This window comes from Ureibacillus yapensis (genome assembly GCF_003515775.1).
GTDB lineage: Bacteria > Bacillota > Bacilli > Bacillales_A > Planococcaceae > Ureibacillus > Ureibacillus yapensis.
Genome location: NZ_QWEI01000002.1, coordinates 429,176 through 445,025, shown reverse-complemented (window position 1 = coordinate 445,025; position 15,850 = coordinate 429,176). Strand labels below are relative to the sequence as shown.

General features: G+C 40.1%; 15 protein-coding genes. 13 read left to right on the top strand and 2 right to left on the bottom strand.

Annotated elements, in window-relative coordinates; genetic code table 11:
• Positions 1-118: 118 nt before the first annotated feature.
• Together lepA and D1B33_RS06900 are read left to right on the top strand one after the other, a co-directional pair.
• Entirely contained in the window at positions 119-1,951 is a 1,833-nt protein-coding gene (gene lepA / locus D1B33_RS06905; RefSeq protein ID WP_118875632.1) for a translation elongation factor 4, read from the top strand.
• Between the two features lie 261 nt (positions 1,952-2,212).
• Positions 2,213-2,539, top strand: a complete 327-nt coding sequence (locus D1B33_RS06900; RefSeq protein WP_118875631.1) for a hypothetical protein — start codon at positions 2,213-2,215, stop codon at positions 2,537-2,539.
• 145 nt (positions 2,540-2,684) lie between these two features.
• On the opposite strand, the gene D1B33_RS06895 is transcribed toward D1B33_RS06900, so the two are convergent.
• Both D1B33_RS06895 and D1B33_RS06890 read right to left on the bottom strand, forming a co-directional pair.
• Positions 2,685-3,464: an IclR family transcriptional regulator gene (locus D1B33_RS06895; protein WP_158582932.1), complete on the bottom strand. Its 780-nt coding sequence runs from the start codon at positions 3,462-3,464 to the stop codon at positions 2,685-2,687.
• Positions 3,445-4,233, bottom strand: coding sequence for an IclR family transcriptional regulator (locus D1B33_RS06890; protein ID WP_118875629.1), 789 nt, complete (start codon positions 4,231-4,233; stop codon positions 3,445-3,447). The genes D1B33_RS06895 and D1B33_RS06890 overlap by 20 nt, the downstream gene beginning before the upstream one ends.
• A 248-nt stretch (positions 4,234-4,481) precedes the next feature.
• Between D1B33_RS06890 and D1B33_RS06885 the strand changes: the two genes are divergently transcribed.
• From D1B33_RS06885 to dnaK, 11 genes are all read left to right on the top strand, one after another.
• Positions 4,482-4,889 (top strand): acyl-CoA thioesterase, encoded by a 408-nt coding sequence (locus D1B33_RS06885; protein WP_118875628.1) that lies wholly within the window; start codon positions 4,482-4,484, stop codon positions 4,887-4,889.
• Positions 4,890-5,137: 248 nt separating this feature from the next.
• The gene (locus D1B33_RS06880; protein ID WP_118875627.1) at positions 5,138-5,911 is read left to right on the top strand and encodes an IclR family transcriptional regulator; all 774 of its coding nucleotides are present in this window, start codon (positions 5,138-5,140) and stop codon (positions 5,909-5,911) included.
• 22 nt (positions 5,912-5,933) lie between these two features.
• Positions 5,934-6,701, top strand: a complete 768-nt coding sequence (locus tag D1B33_RS06875) for an IclR family transcriptional regulator (protein WP_158582931.1) — start codon at positions 5,934-5,936, stop codon at positions 6,699-6,701.
• Between the two features lie 189 nt (positions 6,702-6,890).
• Positions 6,891-7,577: a CoA transferase subunit A gene (locus D1B33_RS06870; protein WP_118875625.1), complete on the top strand. Its 687-nt coding sequence runs from the start codon at positions 6,891-6,893 to the stop codon at positions 7,575-7,577.
• On the top strand, positions 7,561-8,214 hold the full coding sequence (locus D1B33_RS06865) for a 3-oxoacid CoA-transferase subunit B (RefSeq protein WP_118875624.1): 654 nt from the start codon (positions 7,561-7,563) through the stop codon (positions 8,212-8,214). The genes D1B33_RS06870 and D1B33_RS06865 overlap by 17 nt, the downstream gene beginning before the upstream one ends.
• Positions 8,215-8,258: 44 nt before the next feature.
• Positions 8,259-9,434, top strand: a complete 1,176-nt coding sequence (locus tag D1B33_RS06860) for an acetyl-CoA C-acetyltransferase (protein WP_118875623.1) — start codon at positions 8,259-8,261, stop codon at positions 9,432-9,434.
• Positions 9,435-9,504: 70 nt separating this feature from the next.
• Positions 9,505-10,818, top strand: a complete 1,314-nt coding sequence (locus tag D1B33_RS06855; protein WP_118875622.1) for an MFS transporter — start codon at positions 9,505-9,507, stop codon at positions 10,816-10,818.
• Positions 10,819-11,058: 240 nt separating this feature from the next.
• A complete protein-coding gene (gene hemW, locus D1B33_RS06850) occupies positions 11,059-12,204 on the top strand; it encodes a radical SAM family heme chaperone HemW (RefSeq protein ID WP_118875621.1) in 1,146 nt (381 codons plus the stop codon).
• A 90-nt stretch (positions 12,205-12,294) separates the two neighbouring features.
• Entirely contained in the window at positions 12,295-13,329 is a 1,035-nt protein-coding gene (hrcA, locus tag D1B33_RS06845) for a heat-inducible transcriptional repressor HrcA (protein WP_118875620.1), read from the top strand.
• Between the two features lie 13 nt (positions 13,330-13,342).
• Positions 13,343-13,903, top strand: coding sequence for a nucleotide exchange factor GrpE (gene grpE, locus D1B33_RS06840; RefSeq protein WP_118875619.1), 561 nt, complete (start codon positions 13,343-13,345; stop codon positions 13,901-13,903).
• A gap of 43 nt (positions 13,904-13,946) precedes the next feature.
• Positions 13,947-15,785 (top strand): molecular chaperone DnaK, encoded by a 1,839-nt coding sequence (gene dnaK / locus D1B33_RS06835; RefSeq protein ID WP_118875618.1) that lies wholly within the window; start codon positions 13,947-13,949, stop codon positions 15,783-15,785.
• Positions 15,786-15,850 lie beyond the last annotated feature (65 nt).

The window sequence follows — 15,850 nt, the reverse complement described above, 5'->3', positions numbered from 1 at the left end:
GGTTAATGCCTCCAGCGTCTCAAAAGATGAAAAGGATCAAGTCCTTAGCATCTTTCGACAATCTGTCGCCGGACAGATTGATGCGCAGGAGGTATATTTGATTAGGAGTGAACACGACATGAATCGAGAAGAACGATTAAAGCGACAAAAAAACATACGGAATTTTTCCATTATTGCACATATCGATCACGGAAAATCTACATTAGCAGACCGAATTTTAGAAAAAACGCAATCCGTCACCTCTCGTGAAATGAAAGCGCAATTGCTGGATTCAATGGACTTGGAACGTGAACGCGGAATTACGATTAAATTAAATGCAGTTCAATTAAAATATGCGGCAAAAGACGGAGAAACTTATACTTTCCATTTAATCGATACACCGGGACACGTCGATTTTACATATGAAGTTTCTCGAAGCTTGGCGGCATGTGAAGGTGCCATTCTAGTCGTCGATGCAGCACAGGGCATTGAAGCCCAAACGCTTGCCAATGTCTATTTGGCGCTGGATAACGATTTGGAGATTTTACCGGTCATCAATAAAATTGATTTGCCTGCAGCCGATCCAGAGCGTGTAAAGCAGGAAGTCGAGGATGTTATTGGCCTTGATGCATCGGAAGCTGTTCTTGCCTCTGCAAAAGCAGGCATAGGAATAGAAGAAATCTTGGAGCAAATTGTAGAAAAAGTTCCTGCCCCCGATGGCGACCCGGACGCACCTTTACAAGCATTGATTTTTGACTCTGTCTATGATCCTTACAAAGGGGTTATCATTTCAATGCGTATTGTCAACGGTACGGTAAAAGCGGGCGATAAAATCCGCATGATGGCAACCGGAGCGGAGTTTGAGGTGATTGAAGTCGGTATTCATACACCAAAAGCGGTTCCCCAATCAGAGCTAACTGTCGGCGATGTTGGTTACTTGACAGCCTCTATTAAAAATGTCGGGGATACACGGGTAGGGGATACGGTCACTTTTGCAAATCGTCCCGCAGAAGCACCGCTTGCAGGATACCGCAAATTAAACCCAATGGTTTACTGCGGTCTATACCCGATCGATACGGCTAAATACAATGATTTGCGTGATGCGTTGGAAAAGCTGGAGTTGAATGACTCGGCCCTTCAGTATGAGCCTGAAACGTCCCAAGCATTAGGCTTTGGCTTCCGTTGCGGATTCCTGGGTCTGCTGCATATGGAAATCATTCAAGAGCGTATCGAACGCGAATTTAATATCGACTTAATTACGACAGCACCATCTGTAATCTATGATGTGCATTTAACAAATGGTGATATTTTGAAAGTGGACAACCCTTCCATGATGCCGGATCCTCAAAAAATAGATCGTATTGAAGAACCATATGTAAAAGCGACGATTATGGTACCAAACGATTATGTCGGCCCAGTAATGGAGCTTTGCCAATTGAAACGCGGCAACTTTATGACGATGGATTATATTGATTCAAGCCGTGTGAGTATCATTTATGAAATGCCATTATCTGAAATCGTCTATGATTTCTTTGATTACTTAAAATCCAATACAAAAGGGTATGCATCATTTGATTATGAATTGATTGGCTATAAACCATCCAAACTTGTGAAGATGGATATCTTATTAAATGGTGAACAGGTCGATGCGTTAAGCTTTATCGTGCACCGTGACTTTGCTTATGATCGCGGAAAAGTGATTGTTGAGAAATTAAAAGAATTAATTCCACGCCAACAATTCGAAGTACCGGTTCAAGCGGCAATTGGCCAAAAAATTGTTGCCCGTTCTACGATTAAATCAATGGGGAAAAACGTTCTTGCAAAATGTTACGGCGGGGACATTTCACGTAAACGTAAATTGCTTGAAAAACAAAAAGAAGGTAAAAAACGCATGAAGCAAGTCGGTTCGGTTGAAGTTCCGCAAGAAGCATTCATGGCAGTGCTGAAAATGGATGATAATAATAAAAAATAATTATTATATTAAGTATTAAATGCAGCAGGTTATCTCAGAAATCCAGAGATAACCTGCATTTTTTTACACTATCTTTAGGCTAATTTTTAAAATATTAAATAAATGAGTGAAAATGAGTAATAATTGCACTTCTTTTTACCGAATAGTTGTAGTACAATTTATCTAGAAATTCCAGTTGCTTTGGTTTTTATTTGTTAAATTTTGGTACTTAATAGAATTAATTTGAGCTTCAACAGAAAAACTGCGAGGGAGATGTATTAAATGGAGAATGTTGTTGATGTAGCAATTCCGCAATGGTTCGAGTACGATGAATTGGTGGTAATGAAAAAAATCGTTAATCAACAAGACAAAACAACTGGAATTTTACTGGCTGGAGACAATTTGGAGCAATTGCGTCCGTATAAGCCGGTGGTAAGAATTTACGTACTAACATTGGTAAACAATCGTTTTGAATTGACGAAAGAAATGGGTGCCATCAGCTTTGAATCCAAGGAGTGTGCAGAGGATTTTGCTGCAAACCTTGCAAAATATTCGGCAATAGACTTTTTTGTAGATATACATAAACAGCAAATAGACTTGGCTATTTAACTTCATTCAGACATATTTTGACTTGACGCAGTTTGAGCAGTGGTGAAAATTTTGAATCGTTGGAAGCTGCAGTGTCGGTCGCAAATAGACCTGGCTATTTGATTTTTTAAGGATCTGAATTTTTCAGATCCTTTATTTATTCATTTCAATATTCATAATAACCAAGCATTTCGGAAATGACTTTCGCCTCTTTTTGCAGTCTTGAAAAAATCTCCTTGTATTGACTTTCCTTCACATACTTGGAATGGCCAATAAGAGCTAAAGAGGAGACAACCTCTCCCGTGTAATCTTGAATAGGGACAGCGAAACTGATATAGCCGATGTCAAAAGTATCTTTTTGAATTGCAAAACGTTTATAGCGGATTTGCTGAATTGCTTTCTTCAGTTCCTTGGGATCCGTAATTGTATAATCGGTGTATTTGGTTAATGGTTTGCTAATGATATCCTGAATGATCTTTTGGCTTTTAAATGCCAAAATGGCAAGCCCCTCCGCTGTACAATGCAAATCATTATAGCGTCCACTCTTTGTTATAAGTTTTACGGGCTGTTCCCCCATTTCCCGCAGTAAGTAAACCACTTTATGATGTTCCATTACACAAATATGCGCGGGCAATAGAAATTCTGACGCAAGATTGGCAAGAATCGGTTTGGCTTCTTCGTATATTTCCTGATGTGATTGAACAATACCCCCAAGCGTAATAATGGAAAGCCCAAGCCGATATTTTTTGTTTTTGCTATTTTGAACAAGAAACCCTTCAATTTCAAGCTCCTTTACCAATCGGTGAACGGTGCTGCTAGGCAGTTCGATACGTTCAGCGATATCGGAAATGCCCAGCTCAGGTAGTTTGGGAGTGAATTGCCTTAAAATACGCAATGCATTTTTTACGGATACAACGAAGTATTTGTCATCTAATGAATGCTTCAAGGTCAACATCCTTTTCGTGAGTTTGTATGAAAATCGAGATATCATTGCTTACTTCCACTACGGCATCAATCATTTTATCGATATTTGCAATCATTCGCTTAACAGGTCCGGTAACCGTAAGCGAGGCAACAACCATTTTATTTTTATTAAAGATAGGCGCCCCTACAGAAACGATTTCTTCAATAAAATGCCCTTTCGAAAGCGCATAGCCATTTTCGCGGACCTCCTGCAAATAGGAGTGCAGTTCTTCCAAAGAGGTAATGGTGTATTTTGTATAGCTTGTCAATGGCTCTGTAAATATAGTGGTAATGGTTGCTGAATTTAAGTAAGCCAAAATAGCTAAACCGGATGCCGTACAGTGTGCTGGATTTCTTCTTCCAATATGCGATCTTAATTCGACCCGATATTCACTATCCTCTTTTTTTAAATAAATCACGTCTTTTTTCTCCAGGATGGCAATATGTACACTTTCATTTGTTTGGAATGATAACTTTTTCAAAAAAGGTGTGGTTTCTTTTAAAATAGCAAACTGATCGACAGCTGTGTTGGCCAGTGCCAAAACAGAAGAACCTAGACTATATGTGTTAAAAAAGGAATTCTGATAGATAAATCCTTCGCTTTCCAAAGTTTGCACCAATCGGCAAGCTGTACTTTTAGAGACTTTCAGAATCTCGGAGATTTCACTTAAATTTAATTCAGGTTTATCGATTGAAAAGCATTTCAAAATTCGCAGTGCGTTTGTTAACGAACTATTGGCAGTGCGTGTCATCTAAAGCCCCCCTAACTTTTAATTCCTTATTATTAAAATATCATGTAAAATAGAAATAATCTTCTAAATAGTAAGATTACTTATGCGATTTTTCCGTATAGCGGAATAGTAGCCTTTTCAATCATTAAATTTCCTTATAAGATGTTTGGAAAGTGAACAAAATTTTTGCAAATTTTATAAAATAATTATCTAGATGAGTATTGGACAAGTACTCGAACAAGCAACACATCACTTTTAAGGAGGAAAACATGAATTATACAGTCAAAGTGCAATGGGGAGATACAGATGCAGCGGGAATTGTATTTTTCCCGAATTATTATAAATGGATGGATGAAGCAACCCATGCATTATTCTCTGAAATTGGATACCCAACAGACCAATTAATGAAAGACCATTTGGCGATTCCGCTTTTGGAAACGCATTGCGTATTTAAACAAGCAGTTTCATTTAACGTAGAGTTAAGTATTCAGACCAGTATTGAATTTGTGAAAGAAAAAGTATTCAAGGTCAATTATCAATTTTACCTGGAAGACCGTTTAATAGCGGAAGGATATGGCGTACGGGCATGGACTTCAACGGAAGGGAAGCTTAAAGCTGTTCCGATTCCTGAAGATTTGCGTGATTTATTGCTGCAACATAAAGAAGAAGAAGTTTAACGGATAGCCATCATGTCTTTATGTCAAAGAAAGGTTCGATGGAAGTCTATTGAGCAGCTGTTCAGCCCTCCTTCAATCAAATATTTATATATCGGCATTTGCCAAAGAAATTGAATGCCATCATCCGAAACGTCAGCTTAATTTGTTGGCGTTTTTGCTATTTAAAGCAGAAATATTGAAGGATCACCGATTAAGCATGTATGAATCTTGGAAAATAGAATTTCATTCTTCAATAGGAGTGTGAGGGAATGACAAAGGATTATAGTATCCAAACGGTACAAAATGCCATGCAGATTTTGCGTTTATTCAATGCGGAAAAAGATGAATGGACACTGACAGAAATTGCACAAGCAAAAGCGATGAGTATTAGTACGACTAAAAGATTATTGGATATCCTTGAGGTTTATGGCTATTTAACAAAAGGTGCCGGCGGTTTGAAAAAGTATCGATTAGGTCTATCGGTTTTGAAACTTTCCGGAATCGTCAAGACAAGATTTGAAATAACAAAGGAAGCCCAGCAACTGCTAAACAAGCTTCTTGAGGATTTTGTTGAAACTGTTCATATCGGTGTATTGGAAGGAACACACACGGTTTATTTAGATAAACTGGATTCCAGGTATCCAGTTCATCTGTCCACTTACATCGGAAAACAATCCCCGGTTTATTGTACGGGGTGTGGAAAGGTGATGATGGCATTCAAAAATAAGAAGGAACAAGATGAAATCATTCAACAAATTGTCAATGAAGGGTTTTATCCTTTTACTTCCAAAACGGTTCGCAATGCTGCAGAGTTGAGGGAACATTTGCTGCAAATCAAAAAACAGGGCTATGCGGCGAGTACTGACGAATACCAAGAGGGGATTACTAGCATCGCTGCGCCAATTTACGATTACAATGACACGGTTGCTGCCGCCATCAGTGTTACCGGACCCACTAAACGGATGGAAATCCCCGAAATAATTGAAGGGGTCGTTAAAACGGCAAATGAATTTTCAAAGAGCATGGGATATATTCCGAATTAAACTAGAATGGAAGGTGACGGCAGTGAAGCAAAAAAATTTCTCTTCACTTGAAAATGCACTCCGGTTGCTTGATTTGTATAGCGTGGAAGAGCAAGAGTTTAGCTTGAAAGAAATCGCGAATCGTCTAGCGGTTGCAGACAGTACAGCACACCGTCTTTTGTCCACGCTGAAAAAGGAAGGTTTTATTGCCAAGGATCATCGAACCAACCGATACCGATTGGGTGTTTTTATTCGAACATTCGAGTCGGTGATTTTAAAGGACTTTGATTTATATACTATTTCCGATCCTTTTTTGTTGGAGCTATCCAGCAAACTGCAAGGAACGGTTTCGCTATGTATTTTGGATCATTCTCAAACCTTTTACCTGAACTCGGTAGATTCAGGGATGCCGATTTATCATGGTTTGACCTATCTCGGGAAAACGCATTCGGTATTTAGCTCAAGTGCGGGTTTTGTATTGCTGTCGGAAAAAAAGGAAGAGGAACTATTGGAAAAATTATCAGAAGAAAATTCCGTTTACTCTTCGCAAAAAATACCTGTCCAGCTAAAAGAATTGCCGCAAATTCAAAAACAAGGCTATGCAGTCTGCCATAACATTTTTGATTCGGATATGGGGTCGATTGCAGTTCCAATAAAAAATAATAAAGGAAATGTGATTGCAGCAATTGAAGTCATCATGCCTGATGTACGATTGCACTCTACATATATTACTTCGTGTATAACGAAGATGGAGGAAGTGGCAATACAATTAACTGAGCGGCTATATAATCATGCTGTCAAATCAAGGTGAACGATATAACAATTACCTATAAAAATGGGTTCGTATAAAAAATTCGATAAAATTTCACTTTTGCCACATAGCAGAATATTAGGTTTGATAATGATTTTTTTGGTTGTTATTATTCTAAATATATCAAATTATTAGAATATTCATCAAAAGGTATTCTCTTAATGATTTACGCTTAGGGAGGTAGGAAATTTGAGAAAAGTAATCCAGGCAAATGAAGTAAGCAACTTAGTTAAAAGTGGTGACACGTTGTTGGTCGGTGGATTTGGGTTGTCAGGAAGCCCATTGACACTTATTTATGAACTATTACACTCTGATGTTAGTGAATTGACGGTTGTGAGCAATAATCTCGGAGAGGATGGCTTAGGCCTTCATAAATTATTTGAAGCAGGAAAAATCAAGAAAATGGTCGGATCCTTTTTTTCTACTAATAAGCCAGCAGTAACCGCTTGGCAAAAGGGGGAACTGGAAATCGACTTGATTCCCCAAGGAACACTGGCTGAAGCCATTAGAGCAGGCGGCGCCGGAATAGGCGGTTTTTACACGAAAACGGCAGTTGGAACAGAGTTGGCGGAAGGCAAGGAAGAGCGTGTAATTAATGGGGAACGTTATATTTTCGAAAAAGCCATCAAAGGAGATGTATCGTTTGTAAAAGCTGCAAAAGCTGACAAATTGGGGAATCTAATTTACCACACAACGGCTAGAAACTTTAATCCACTGGTAGCCACCGCCGGAAAAATTGTCATTGCAGAAGTGGATGAAATTGTTGAAGTAGGACAACTAGATCCAGAGCAAATCATCACGCCTCATGCCTATGTTGATTATGTAATTCAGAGTAAATTTGTGAAACAAGGAGTGAATTATGTTGAGTCAAGATAAAAGACATCTTATCGCAAAGCGAGTTGCCGAAGAATTGGAAGAAGGGCAAATTGTCAATTTAGGAATCGGCATTCCGACCTTGGTACCTCAATACTTGGGAGAAAAAGAAGTATATTTGCAATCGGAAAATGGGTTGTTGGGAATCGGCCCTGCTCCAACTGAAGAAGAACTTGATATTGATTTAATGAATGCCGGCAAAGAACCTGTAACGGCAATTAAAGGGTCATCTTTTTTCAGTAGTGCGGATTCGTTTGCTCTGATTCGCGGTGGCCATATTGATGTTGCAATCTTAGGAACACTTCAAGTGGATGTAAAGGGAGAAATAGCAAACTGGGCAGTACCGAACCAGCCCATCCTAGGCGTTGGAGGAGCAATGGATCTAGTTGCGGGAGCCAAGAAAGTAATCATTGCTGCTACCTTATTTAATAATAAAGGCGAGTCGAAACTTGTGTCTAACTTGACTTATAAAACCAGTGGCATTCGCCGTGTAGAGCTATTTGTTTCAGATTATGCTGTATTCAAGTTCACGGATGATGGTGTCAGAGTAGTTGAAATAATCGAGGATATTACCATTGAAGAGTTAAGTGAGAAGGTAGGCATTTCTTTAGAATACGCAGAAGAGAAAATTTTAAATTAACTTTTGACTGGAATGTAAGCGTTTAAAAAGGGAGGAAGAATAATATGAGTAATATTGTATTGGTAGAAGGAGCACGTACTGCATTTGCCGAGATTTCACAATCGTTCCGCGAGATTTCTGCAATTGATTTAGGGGTTTTTGCTGCGAAAGAAGCGATGAAAAAAGCGAATATTGCGCCTGACGATATTGATCAAGTGGTTTTCGGGAATGTCCAGCAATCCAGCAAAGATGCGCATTTTCTGGCTAGGCACATTGGTTTGAAGTCGGGTATCCCGATTGAGGTGCCGGCCCTGACGGTAAATCGATTATGCGGAACCGGCATTGAAGCAATTTTAACAGGAGCACGCTACATTATGACAGGTGAAGCGAAAATGGTATTGGCTGGCGGCACGGAAAGCATGAGCCAGGTACCCCATGTTATCCCGGGAATGCGTTGGGGAAGCCCGTTAGGCGGACCACGGATTGAGGATTGGGTGTGGGATGGATTGTATGACACATACGGAGAATGTTCAATGGGTGTGACAGCTGAGAACCTTGCCAAGAAATATAATATTCCCCGAGAGGAAATCGATGCACATGCACTATCCAGCCATCAACGTGCCATTGCTGCTAGAGAAAAAGGCTACTTCAAACAAGAAATCGTTCCAGTGGAAGTGAAAGGCCGAAAAGGAAGCAAAATGGTGGATGAGGACGAACATATTCGGGAAACGAGTCTTGAACAGCTTGCCAAATTAAAGGCACGGTTTATAGAAGATGGGGTTGTCACGCCCGGCAGTGCGAGCGGAATGGTTGATGGCGCGGCTGCCGTTATTATTACAACGAGCGAATATGCAGAAGAAAAAGGGTTAAAACCGATTGCTAGACTCGTATCGTGGGATGTTGTAGGGGTTGAACCGAAATACATGGGAATTGGTCCTGTACCAGCCATTCAAAGTGCGTTAAAAAAGGCAGATCTTACATTGGAAGATATGGATTTAATTGAAATTAACGAAGCATTTTCCGCACAATATTTAGCCTGCCAAAAAGAACTGGGTTTCCCTCTGGAAAAAGGAAATGTCAATGGCGGCGCAGTTGCCCTTGGGCATCCTTTGGCGGCAAGCGGCACTAGAATTACATTAGCCCTTGCTTATGAATTGCAAAGACGCCAGGCAAGATACGGTGTGTCCGCTGTATGTATCGGCGGGGGTCAAGGGATTGCGAGCGTTTGGGAGAGACTGTAGCCTGTCGAATTTATATTTATTAAGAATAATTTTGGTTATTGATTAACGTTTCACGCTTAGGGGGGCAGAAATGAATCATATTCAAGCAGTTGAAAAATCCGCGGTAAAAAAGACGATGGTTCGTATTTTGCCGTTTGTTCTATTACTCTATATCATTGCATATCTTGATCGTGTGAATTTAGGCTTTGCGGCACTAGAGATGAATGCCGACCTTGCATTAACTGCTGAAGTTTTCGGATTGTTATCAGGAATCTTCTTTATAGGTTATTTCTTCTTTGAAATTCCGAGCAATATGATTATGCACAAAGTAGGAGCTCGTTTATGGATTGCGCGCATCATGTTAAGCTGGGGAATTATCGTTATATTAACGGGGTTCGCTCAAAGTACAACCCATTTATATATTTTGAGATTTTTACTGGGAATTGCGGAAGCTGGATTTTTCCCAGGGATTATATTGTATCTAACCTATTGGTTCAGAGCGAGAGAACGTGGGCGTGCGACAGCAACCCTATTGCTGGCATTGCCGCTTGGAGGCTTGGTGGGAGCTCCATTGTCCGCATGGATCATCGACAATATTGCCTGGGCAGGCTTGCAGGGCTGGCGTTGGATGTTCATTTTGGAAGGAATCCCTGCTATTATTTTAGGGGTTGTTGTAATCTTCTATTTAACCAACCGCCCAAGTGAGGCAAAGTGGTTAACTAAAGAGGAAAGAAATTGGCTGGAAGGCGAAATTGAAAAAGAACGAAATGAGAGCTTGAAAGTTAATGTTGTTTCTAAAAAGGAAATGCTTAAGGATAGCAAAGTATGGAGATTGGCCTTGATTTATTTTGCCAATTACACATGTATGTATGGGCTTTCGTTCTGGCTGCCGACAATCATAAAAAATCTTTCGGCAGTAGGCACTGCGAATATGAGTATTGGCTGGCTGGCTTCCGTTCCAGCGTTAATGGGAATTCCGGCAATACTGTTTGCAGGATGGAATTCAGATCGGACAGGAAAATATAAGGAACACTTAATCGCAAGTTTCATTATTGCAACGATTGGATTTGTCGCAAGCAGCTTTATTTCTTCACCTGGGTTGATGGTTGTTATGTTGGCATTTGCTTCTATCGGTTTATATATGTTCGCTGGTTGTTTCTTTGCCTACAAGACGCAATTCTTCACCGAATCAACGGCACCAGTGGGAATAGCATTGGTTAACTCATTCGCAGCCTTAGGTGGATTTGCAGGACCTTACTTGTTGGGGGTCTTCTCCTTTACTTCAAGTATGTACTTCTTATGCGGCTTGTGTATACTCGCAAGTTTTATGCTTTATACTTTAAAACGCAAACCACAGCAGCATGAAGAAGTGGTCATGATGAAAGAAGCAATGAATGAAAATTAATTAAAAATTAATTCATGATTTAAACTTATAATGGGTCCTTTCTAATGGAGCTGTACAGGTTGCATCTTGGCTTCCTCTATTAGAAGGGGCCTTTTCTATGCACAAATTTAGAGATTTTCTATTTATAATTTTACTGCCTTTTAAGTTCGGAAATAAATGACAGAACCGCAAAATTGAATTTTTATATGGAAACGGTACAATAGAGGGAAAAAGAGATTTTATTAGGAAGAAGGGATTTACATGGCGCGGGGTGTCTACATACATATTCCTTTCTGTCATCAAATTTGCAATTATTGCGATTTCAATAAAGTATATTTTAAAAACCAGCCAGTGGATGAATATATCGAAGCCGTCGGGAAAGAAATTGAAATGGCTGTCAGTCAAACACCCGAGCAGTTTCAACAGATTGAAACTATTTTTCTGGGCGGCGGAACACCCACTGCCTTGTCGGCCAAGCAAATCGAGCGACTTTTAAAACTGATTGGGGCCAGCCTCCCTACAAAGCAGTTAATCGAATTTAGTTCCGAAGCAAACCCTGATGAACTATCCGAGGATAAGCTGGAGGCATTGTTGGCTGGCGGAGTAAACCGATTGAGCATGGGCGTACAATCCTTCGATCAAACGCTGTTAAAAAAACTTGGGCGCACCCATGCCAATGAACATGTTTTTGAAACGATTAAACAAGCAAAAAAAGCGGGATTTGAAAATATAAGCATAGATTTAATGTATGGTTTGCCCGGCCAAACAATGGACCAATGGCAGGATACATTGGAGAGGGCACTTGACTTGGATTTGCCGCATTATTCTGCGTATTCGCTGATTGTAGAGCCAAAAACCATCTTTTATATTCAATATGCAAAAGGTAAACTCCATTTGCCTACCGAAGACCTGGAAGCGGAAATGTATGATTTGCTAATGCGGCGCATGGAGGACAATCATAAACAGCAATACGAAATTAGCAATTTTGCAATAGAAGGGCGTCAATCAACACATAATAAAATCTATTGGGATAACGATGAATATGCAGGCTTTGGGGCAGGCGCCCATGGCTATCTGAAGGGTAAGCGCTATTCCAATATTGGTCCAATAAAAAAATATATCGAGTCCATAAACAATAACGAACTACCCATTCTTCACCGGCACGAAGTTACAAACGAAGAGAAATGTGAAGAACAGATGTTTCTGGGGTTGCGCAAAAATGACGGTGTATCTTTTGAAGAGTTTGAAACAAAGCTCGGTGTTTCAATGAAAGAAACGTTTGGCAATGAAATTGCAAAACTTGTCCGGGAAGGTTTGCTTATCGAGGATGAAAAAGGGGTAAAGCTTAGTCGAAAGGGACGATTTGTTGGAAACGAAGTGTTTCAGCAATTTTTATTGGGAGAATAAAGCGATTCCGTTGACATAATATGAGAGATTTGATAATTTAATATTAGTATTAGCACTCTTGATTAACGAGTGCTAACAGAGGTGATGACAATGTTAACAAATCGACAATTACAAATACTTCAAGTAATCGTTGATGATTTTGTTGCTTCAGCTCAACCAGTAGGATCACGCCAAATTTCCAAGAAAGATTGGATTACTTTCAGTCCTGCAACCATTCGCAATGAAATGTCCGATTTGGAGGAGCTTGGGTTTATTGAAAAGACCCATACGTCCTCGGGTCGTGTGCCTTCTGAAAAAGGGTACCGGTTTTATGTGGATCATTTGTTGCAGCCAGCTTCAATGTCTGAAAGAGAAATTGGCTTATTTCAATCTATTTTTCAAAACCACTTGGCAGAGAAGGAGCAAGTCATTCGCGAATCTGCCAACATTTTGTCCGACTTAACTACGTATACAACGATTTTGCTTGGACCAAATGTTGGAAAACACCGCGTGAAGCGATTTCAAATTGTTCCACTCACAGACCAAACAGCAGTGGCAATTATTGTAACAGATACTGGACATGTTGAGAATCGAACAATCACTCTGCCGCAGGGGTTCAATCCTTCAGATATTGAAAAAGTAATCAATATCCTGAACGATCGTTTGGCGGGTGTCTCATTGTTGGAGCTTCAAAGAAAACTTGAACTCGAAACTTTTAATGTTTTAAGGCAGCATATTAAAACTGCGGATTCCTTTATTCAATCATTAAGAACAATTGCTTCGTTTGAAAATGAAGGAAAACTTTATTTTGGCGGAAAAACAAATATGTTCAATCAACCAGAGTTCCACGACTTAAATAAAGTTCGTGCACTCATGGAAATGATGGAGAGGGAAAGTCAAGTGATTTCTTTATTCCACCCTGAAGATACAGGAATCCATATTCGAATCGGTTCCGAGAACAACCATTTGGCAGTAGATGACTTGAGCGTCATAACGGCTACGTATTCCATAGGGAAAGATCAAGAAGGTTCGATTGCGATTATCGGTCCTACAAGGATGGATTATCAACGTGCCGTAACATTGCTTGATGTTATGAGAAGTGGATTATCCCGAACACTTTCAAAAAAAGTTAATGATGGCTTATAAGGAGGAAATATCTGTGTCTGAAGCAACAGAAAACAAAGAGCATCTAGAAGAGAAAAATGAACAATTAAATGAGGCAAATGAACAAGCCGAGCAGCAAGAAGAAGCAACGGTTGAAGAGCAGTCAAATGCCAAAATTTCCGAACTTGAGGGTAAGCTGCAAGAAGAAGAAAACCGCTATTTACGTCTGCTTGCTGATTTCGATAATATTAAACGCCGCTTCCAATTAGATCGTGAAGCTGCGGAAAAATATCGGGCACAAAAATTGCTGACAGAACTATTGCCGGTAATTGATAACTTTGAACGTGCATTGCAAGTAGAAGTAAGTTCAGAAGATGCGAATGCTTTATATAAAGGAATTGAAATGGTCTATAGATCATTGATTGATGCTGCAAAGCAAGAAGGTTTGGAGCTTATTCCTGCAGAAGGTGAAGCTTTCGACCCGAACGTTCACCAAGCGGTTATGCAAGAATCCGATTCCGAAAAAGAGTCGGGGATTGTTTTACGCGAACTTCAAAAGGGTTATAAGTTAAAAGACCGTGTATTGAGACCTTCGATGGTTTCAGTAAACGAATAATTCATTTTAGTTGATTGGTATATATTAGGAGGCGTATTTTATTATGAGTAAAATTATTGGTATTGACTTAGGTACAACAAACTCTTGTGTAGCTGTGTTAGAAGGCGGGGAACCAAAAGTTATTCCAAATCCGGAAGGGAATCGTACAACTCCTTCAGCGGTTTCATTCAAAAACGGTGAAAAACAAGTTGGGGAAGTGGCAAAACGCCAATCCATTACAAACCCAAATACAATTTTATCGATTAAATCAAAAATGGGTACTTCCGAAAAAGTAACAATTGAAGACAAAGATTATACTCCTCAAGAAGTTTCTGCAATGATTCTTCAATACTTAAAAGGCTATGCAGAAGACTATTTGGGAGAAAAAGTAACAAAAGCGGTAATCACTGTTCCTGCTTACTTTAACGATGCGCAGCGCCAAGCGACAAAAGATGCCGGCAAAATCGCTGGTTTGGAAGTGGAACGTATTATCAACGAGCCAACTGCTGCAGCTTTGGCATATGGTTTGGATAAACAAGACGTTGACCAAAAAATTCTTGTATTCGACCTTGGAGGCGGTACATTCGACGTATCAATCCTCGAATTAGGGGACGGCGTATTCGAAGTATTGGCAACAGCAGGGGACAACAAACTTGGCGGAGACGACTTCGACCAAAAAGTAATCGATTATTTAGTAGAAGAATTCAGAAAAGAAAACGGCATTGATTTATCAAAAGATAAAATGGCCATGCAACGTCTGAAAGATGCAGCTGAAAAAGCGAAAAAAGACTTATCGGGTGTAACTTCCACTCAAATTTCGTTGCCGTTCATCACAGCAGGAGCTGACGGCCCGCTTCACTTGGAAGTTAACTTGACTCGTGCAAAATTTGATGAAATCACACGCGATCTTGTGGAACGTACGATCATTCCAATGCGTCAAGCAATGAAAGATGCTGGATTGAATGCATCCGAACTAGATAAAGTAATCTTGGTGGGTGGTTCAACTCGTATTCCTGCAGTTCAAGAAGCCGTGAAAAAAGAAACAAACCAAGAACCTCACCGTGGCGTAAACCCGGATGAAGTAGTAGCAATGGGTGCTGCTGTTCAAGGCGGCGTGTTGACTGGTGATGTGAAAGATATCGTGTTGCTTGACGTAACGCCGCTTTCACTTGGTATCGAAACAATGGGTGGTGTGTTCACAAAATTAATCGAACGCAATACAACGATCCCGACTTCAAAATCACAAGTATTCTCAACAGCTGCAGATAACCAACCAGCAGTAGATATTCACGTACTGCAAGGTGAACGTCCAATGGCAGCCGACAATAAAACATTGGGTCGCTTCCAACTGGCGGATATCCCACCAGCACCACGCGGCGTTCCTCAAATTGAAGTAACATTCGATATCGACAAAAACGGTATCGTATCTGTAAAAGCGAAAGATCTAGGAACGCAAAAAGAGCAAACGATTGTTATTCAATCTGATTCGGGCTTAACGGACGAAGAAATCGAGCGCATGGTTAAAGATGCGGAAGCAAATGCAGAAGCGGACAACAAGCGTAAAGAAGAAGCAGAAATTCGCAACGAAGCCGATCAATTGGTATTCCAAGTTGACAAAACAATCGCCGATCTTGGAGAACAAATCACGGAAGAAGAGAAAAAATCAGTAGAAGATGCTAAAGAAGAATTGAAAAAAGCATTGGAAGCTGGTGAACTTGAAGGCATTAAGTCTTCCAAAGAAAAATTGGAAGGTGTATTGCAGCCTCTAGTAATGAAAGTCTATGAGCAAGCAGCAGCTGCTGCACAAGCTGCTCAAGGCGGCCAAGATGCAGGCGCTGACGCCGGTAAAAAAGATGATGGCGTTGTAGATGCTGACTTTGAAGAAGTAAAAGACGACAAATAAGTCGGCGAAGGAAGTACAGATAGAAGGAGAAAAAGTCAAAGTCGTATTCCAGACTTTGACTTTTT

Bases quoted from the DNA above. Each gene is read 5' to 3' on its own strand.
- hrcA (WP_118875620.1), top strand. From the start codon at position 12,295: ATGTTAACAAATCGACAATTACAAATACTTCAAGTAATCGTTGATGAT.
- dnaK (WP_118875618.1), top strand. From the start codon at position 13,947: ATGAGTAAAATTATTGGTATTGACTTAGGTACAACAAACTCTTGTGTA.
- lepA (WP_118875632.1), top strand. From the start codon at position 119: ATGAATCGAGAAGAACGATTAAAGCGACAAAAAAACATACGGAATTTT.
- hemW (WP_118875621.1), top strand. From the start codon at position 11,059: ATGGCGCGGGGTGTCTACATACATATTCCTTTCTGTCATCAAATTTGC.
- D1B33_RS06860 (WP_118875623.1), top strand. From the start codon at position 8,259: ATGAGTAATATTGTATTGGTAGAAGGAGCACGTACTGCATTTGCCGAG.
- D1B33_RS06865 (WP_118875624.1), top strand. From the start codon at position 7,561: ATGTTGAGTCAAGATAAAAGACATCTTATCGCAAAGCGAGTTGCCGAA.
- D1B33_RS06890 (WP_118875629.1), bottom strand. From the start codon at position 4,233: ATGACACGCACTGCCAATAGTTCGTTAACAAACGCACTGCGAATTTTG.
- D1B33_RS06880 (WP_118875627.1), top strand. From the start codon at position 5,138: ATGACAAAGGATTATAGTATCCAAACGGTACAAAATGCCATGCAGATT.
- D1B33_RS06900 (WP_118875631.1), top strand. From the start codon at position 2,213: ATGGAGAATGTTGTTGATGTAGCAATTCCGCAATGGTTCGAGTACGAT.
- D1B33_RS06855 (WP_118875622.1), top strand. From the start codon at position 9,505: ATGAATCATATTCAAGCAGTTGAAAAATCCGCGGTAAAAAAGACGATG.
- D1B33_RS06885 (WP_118875628.1), top strand. From the start codon at position 4,482: ATGAATTATACAGTCAAAGTGCAATGGGGAGATACAGATGCAGCGGGA.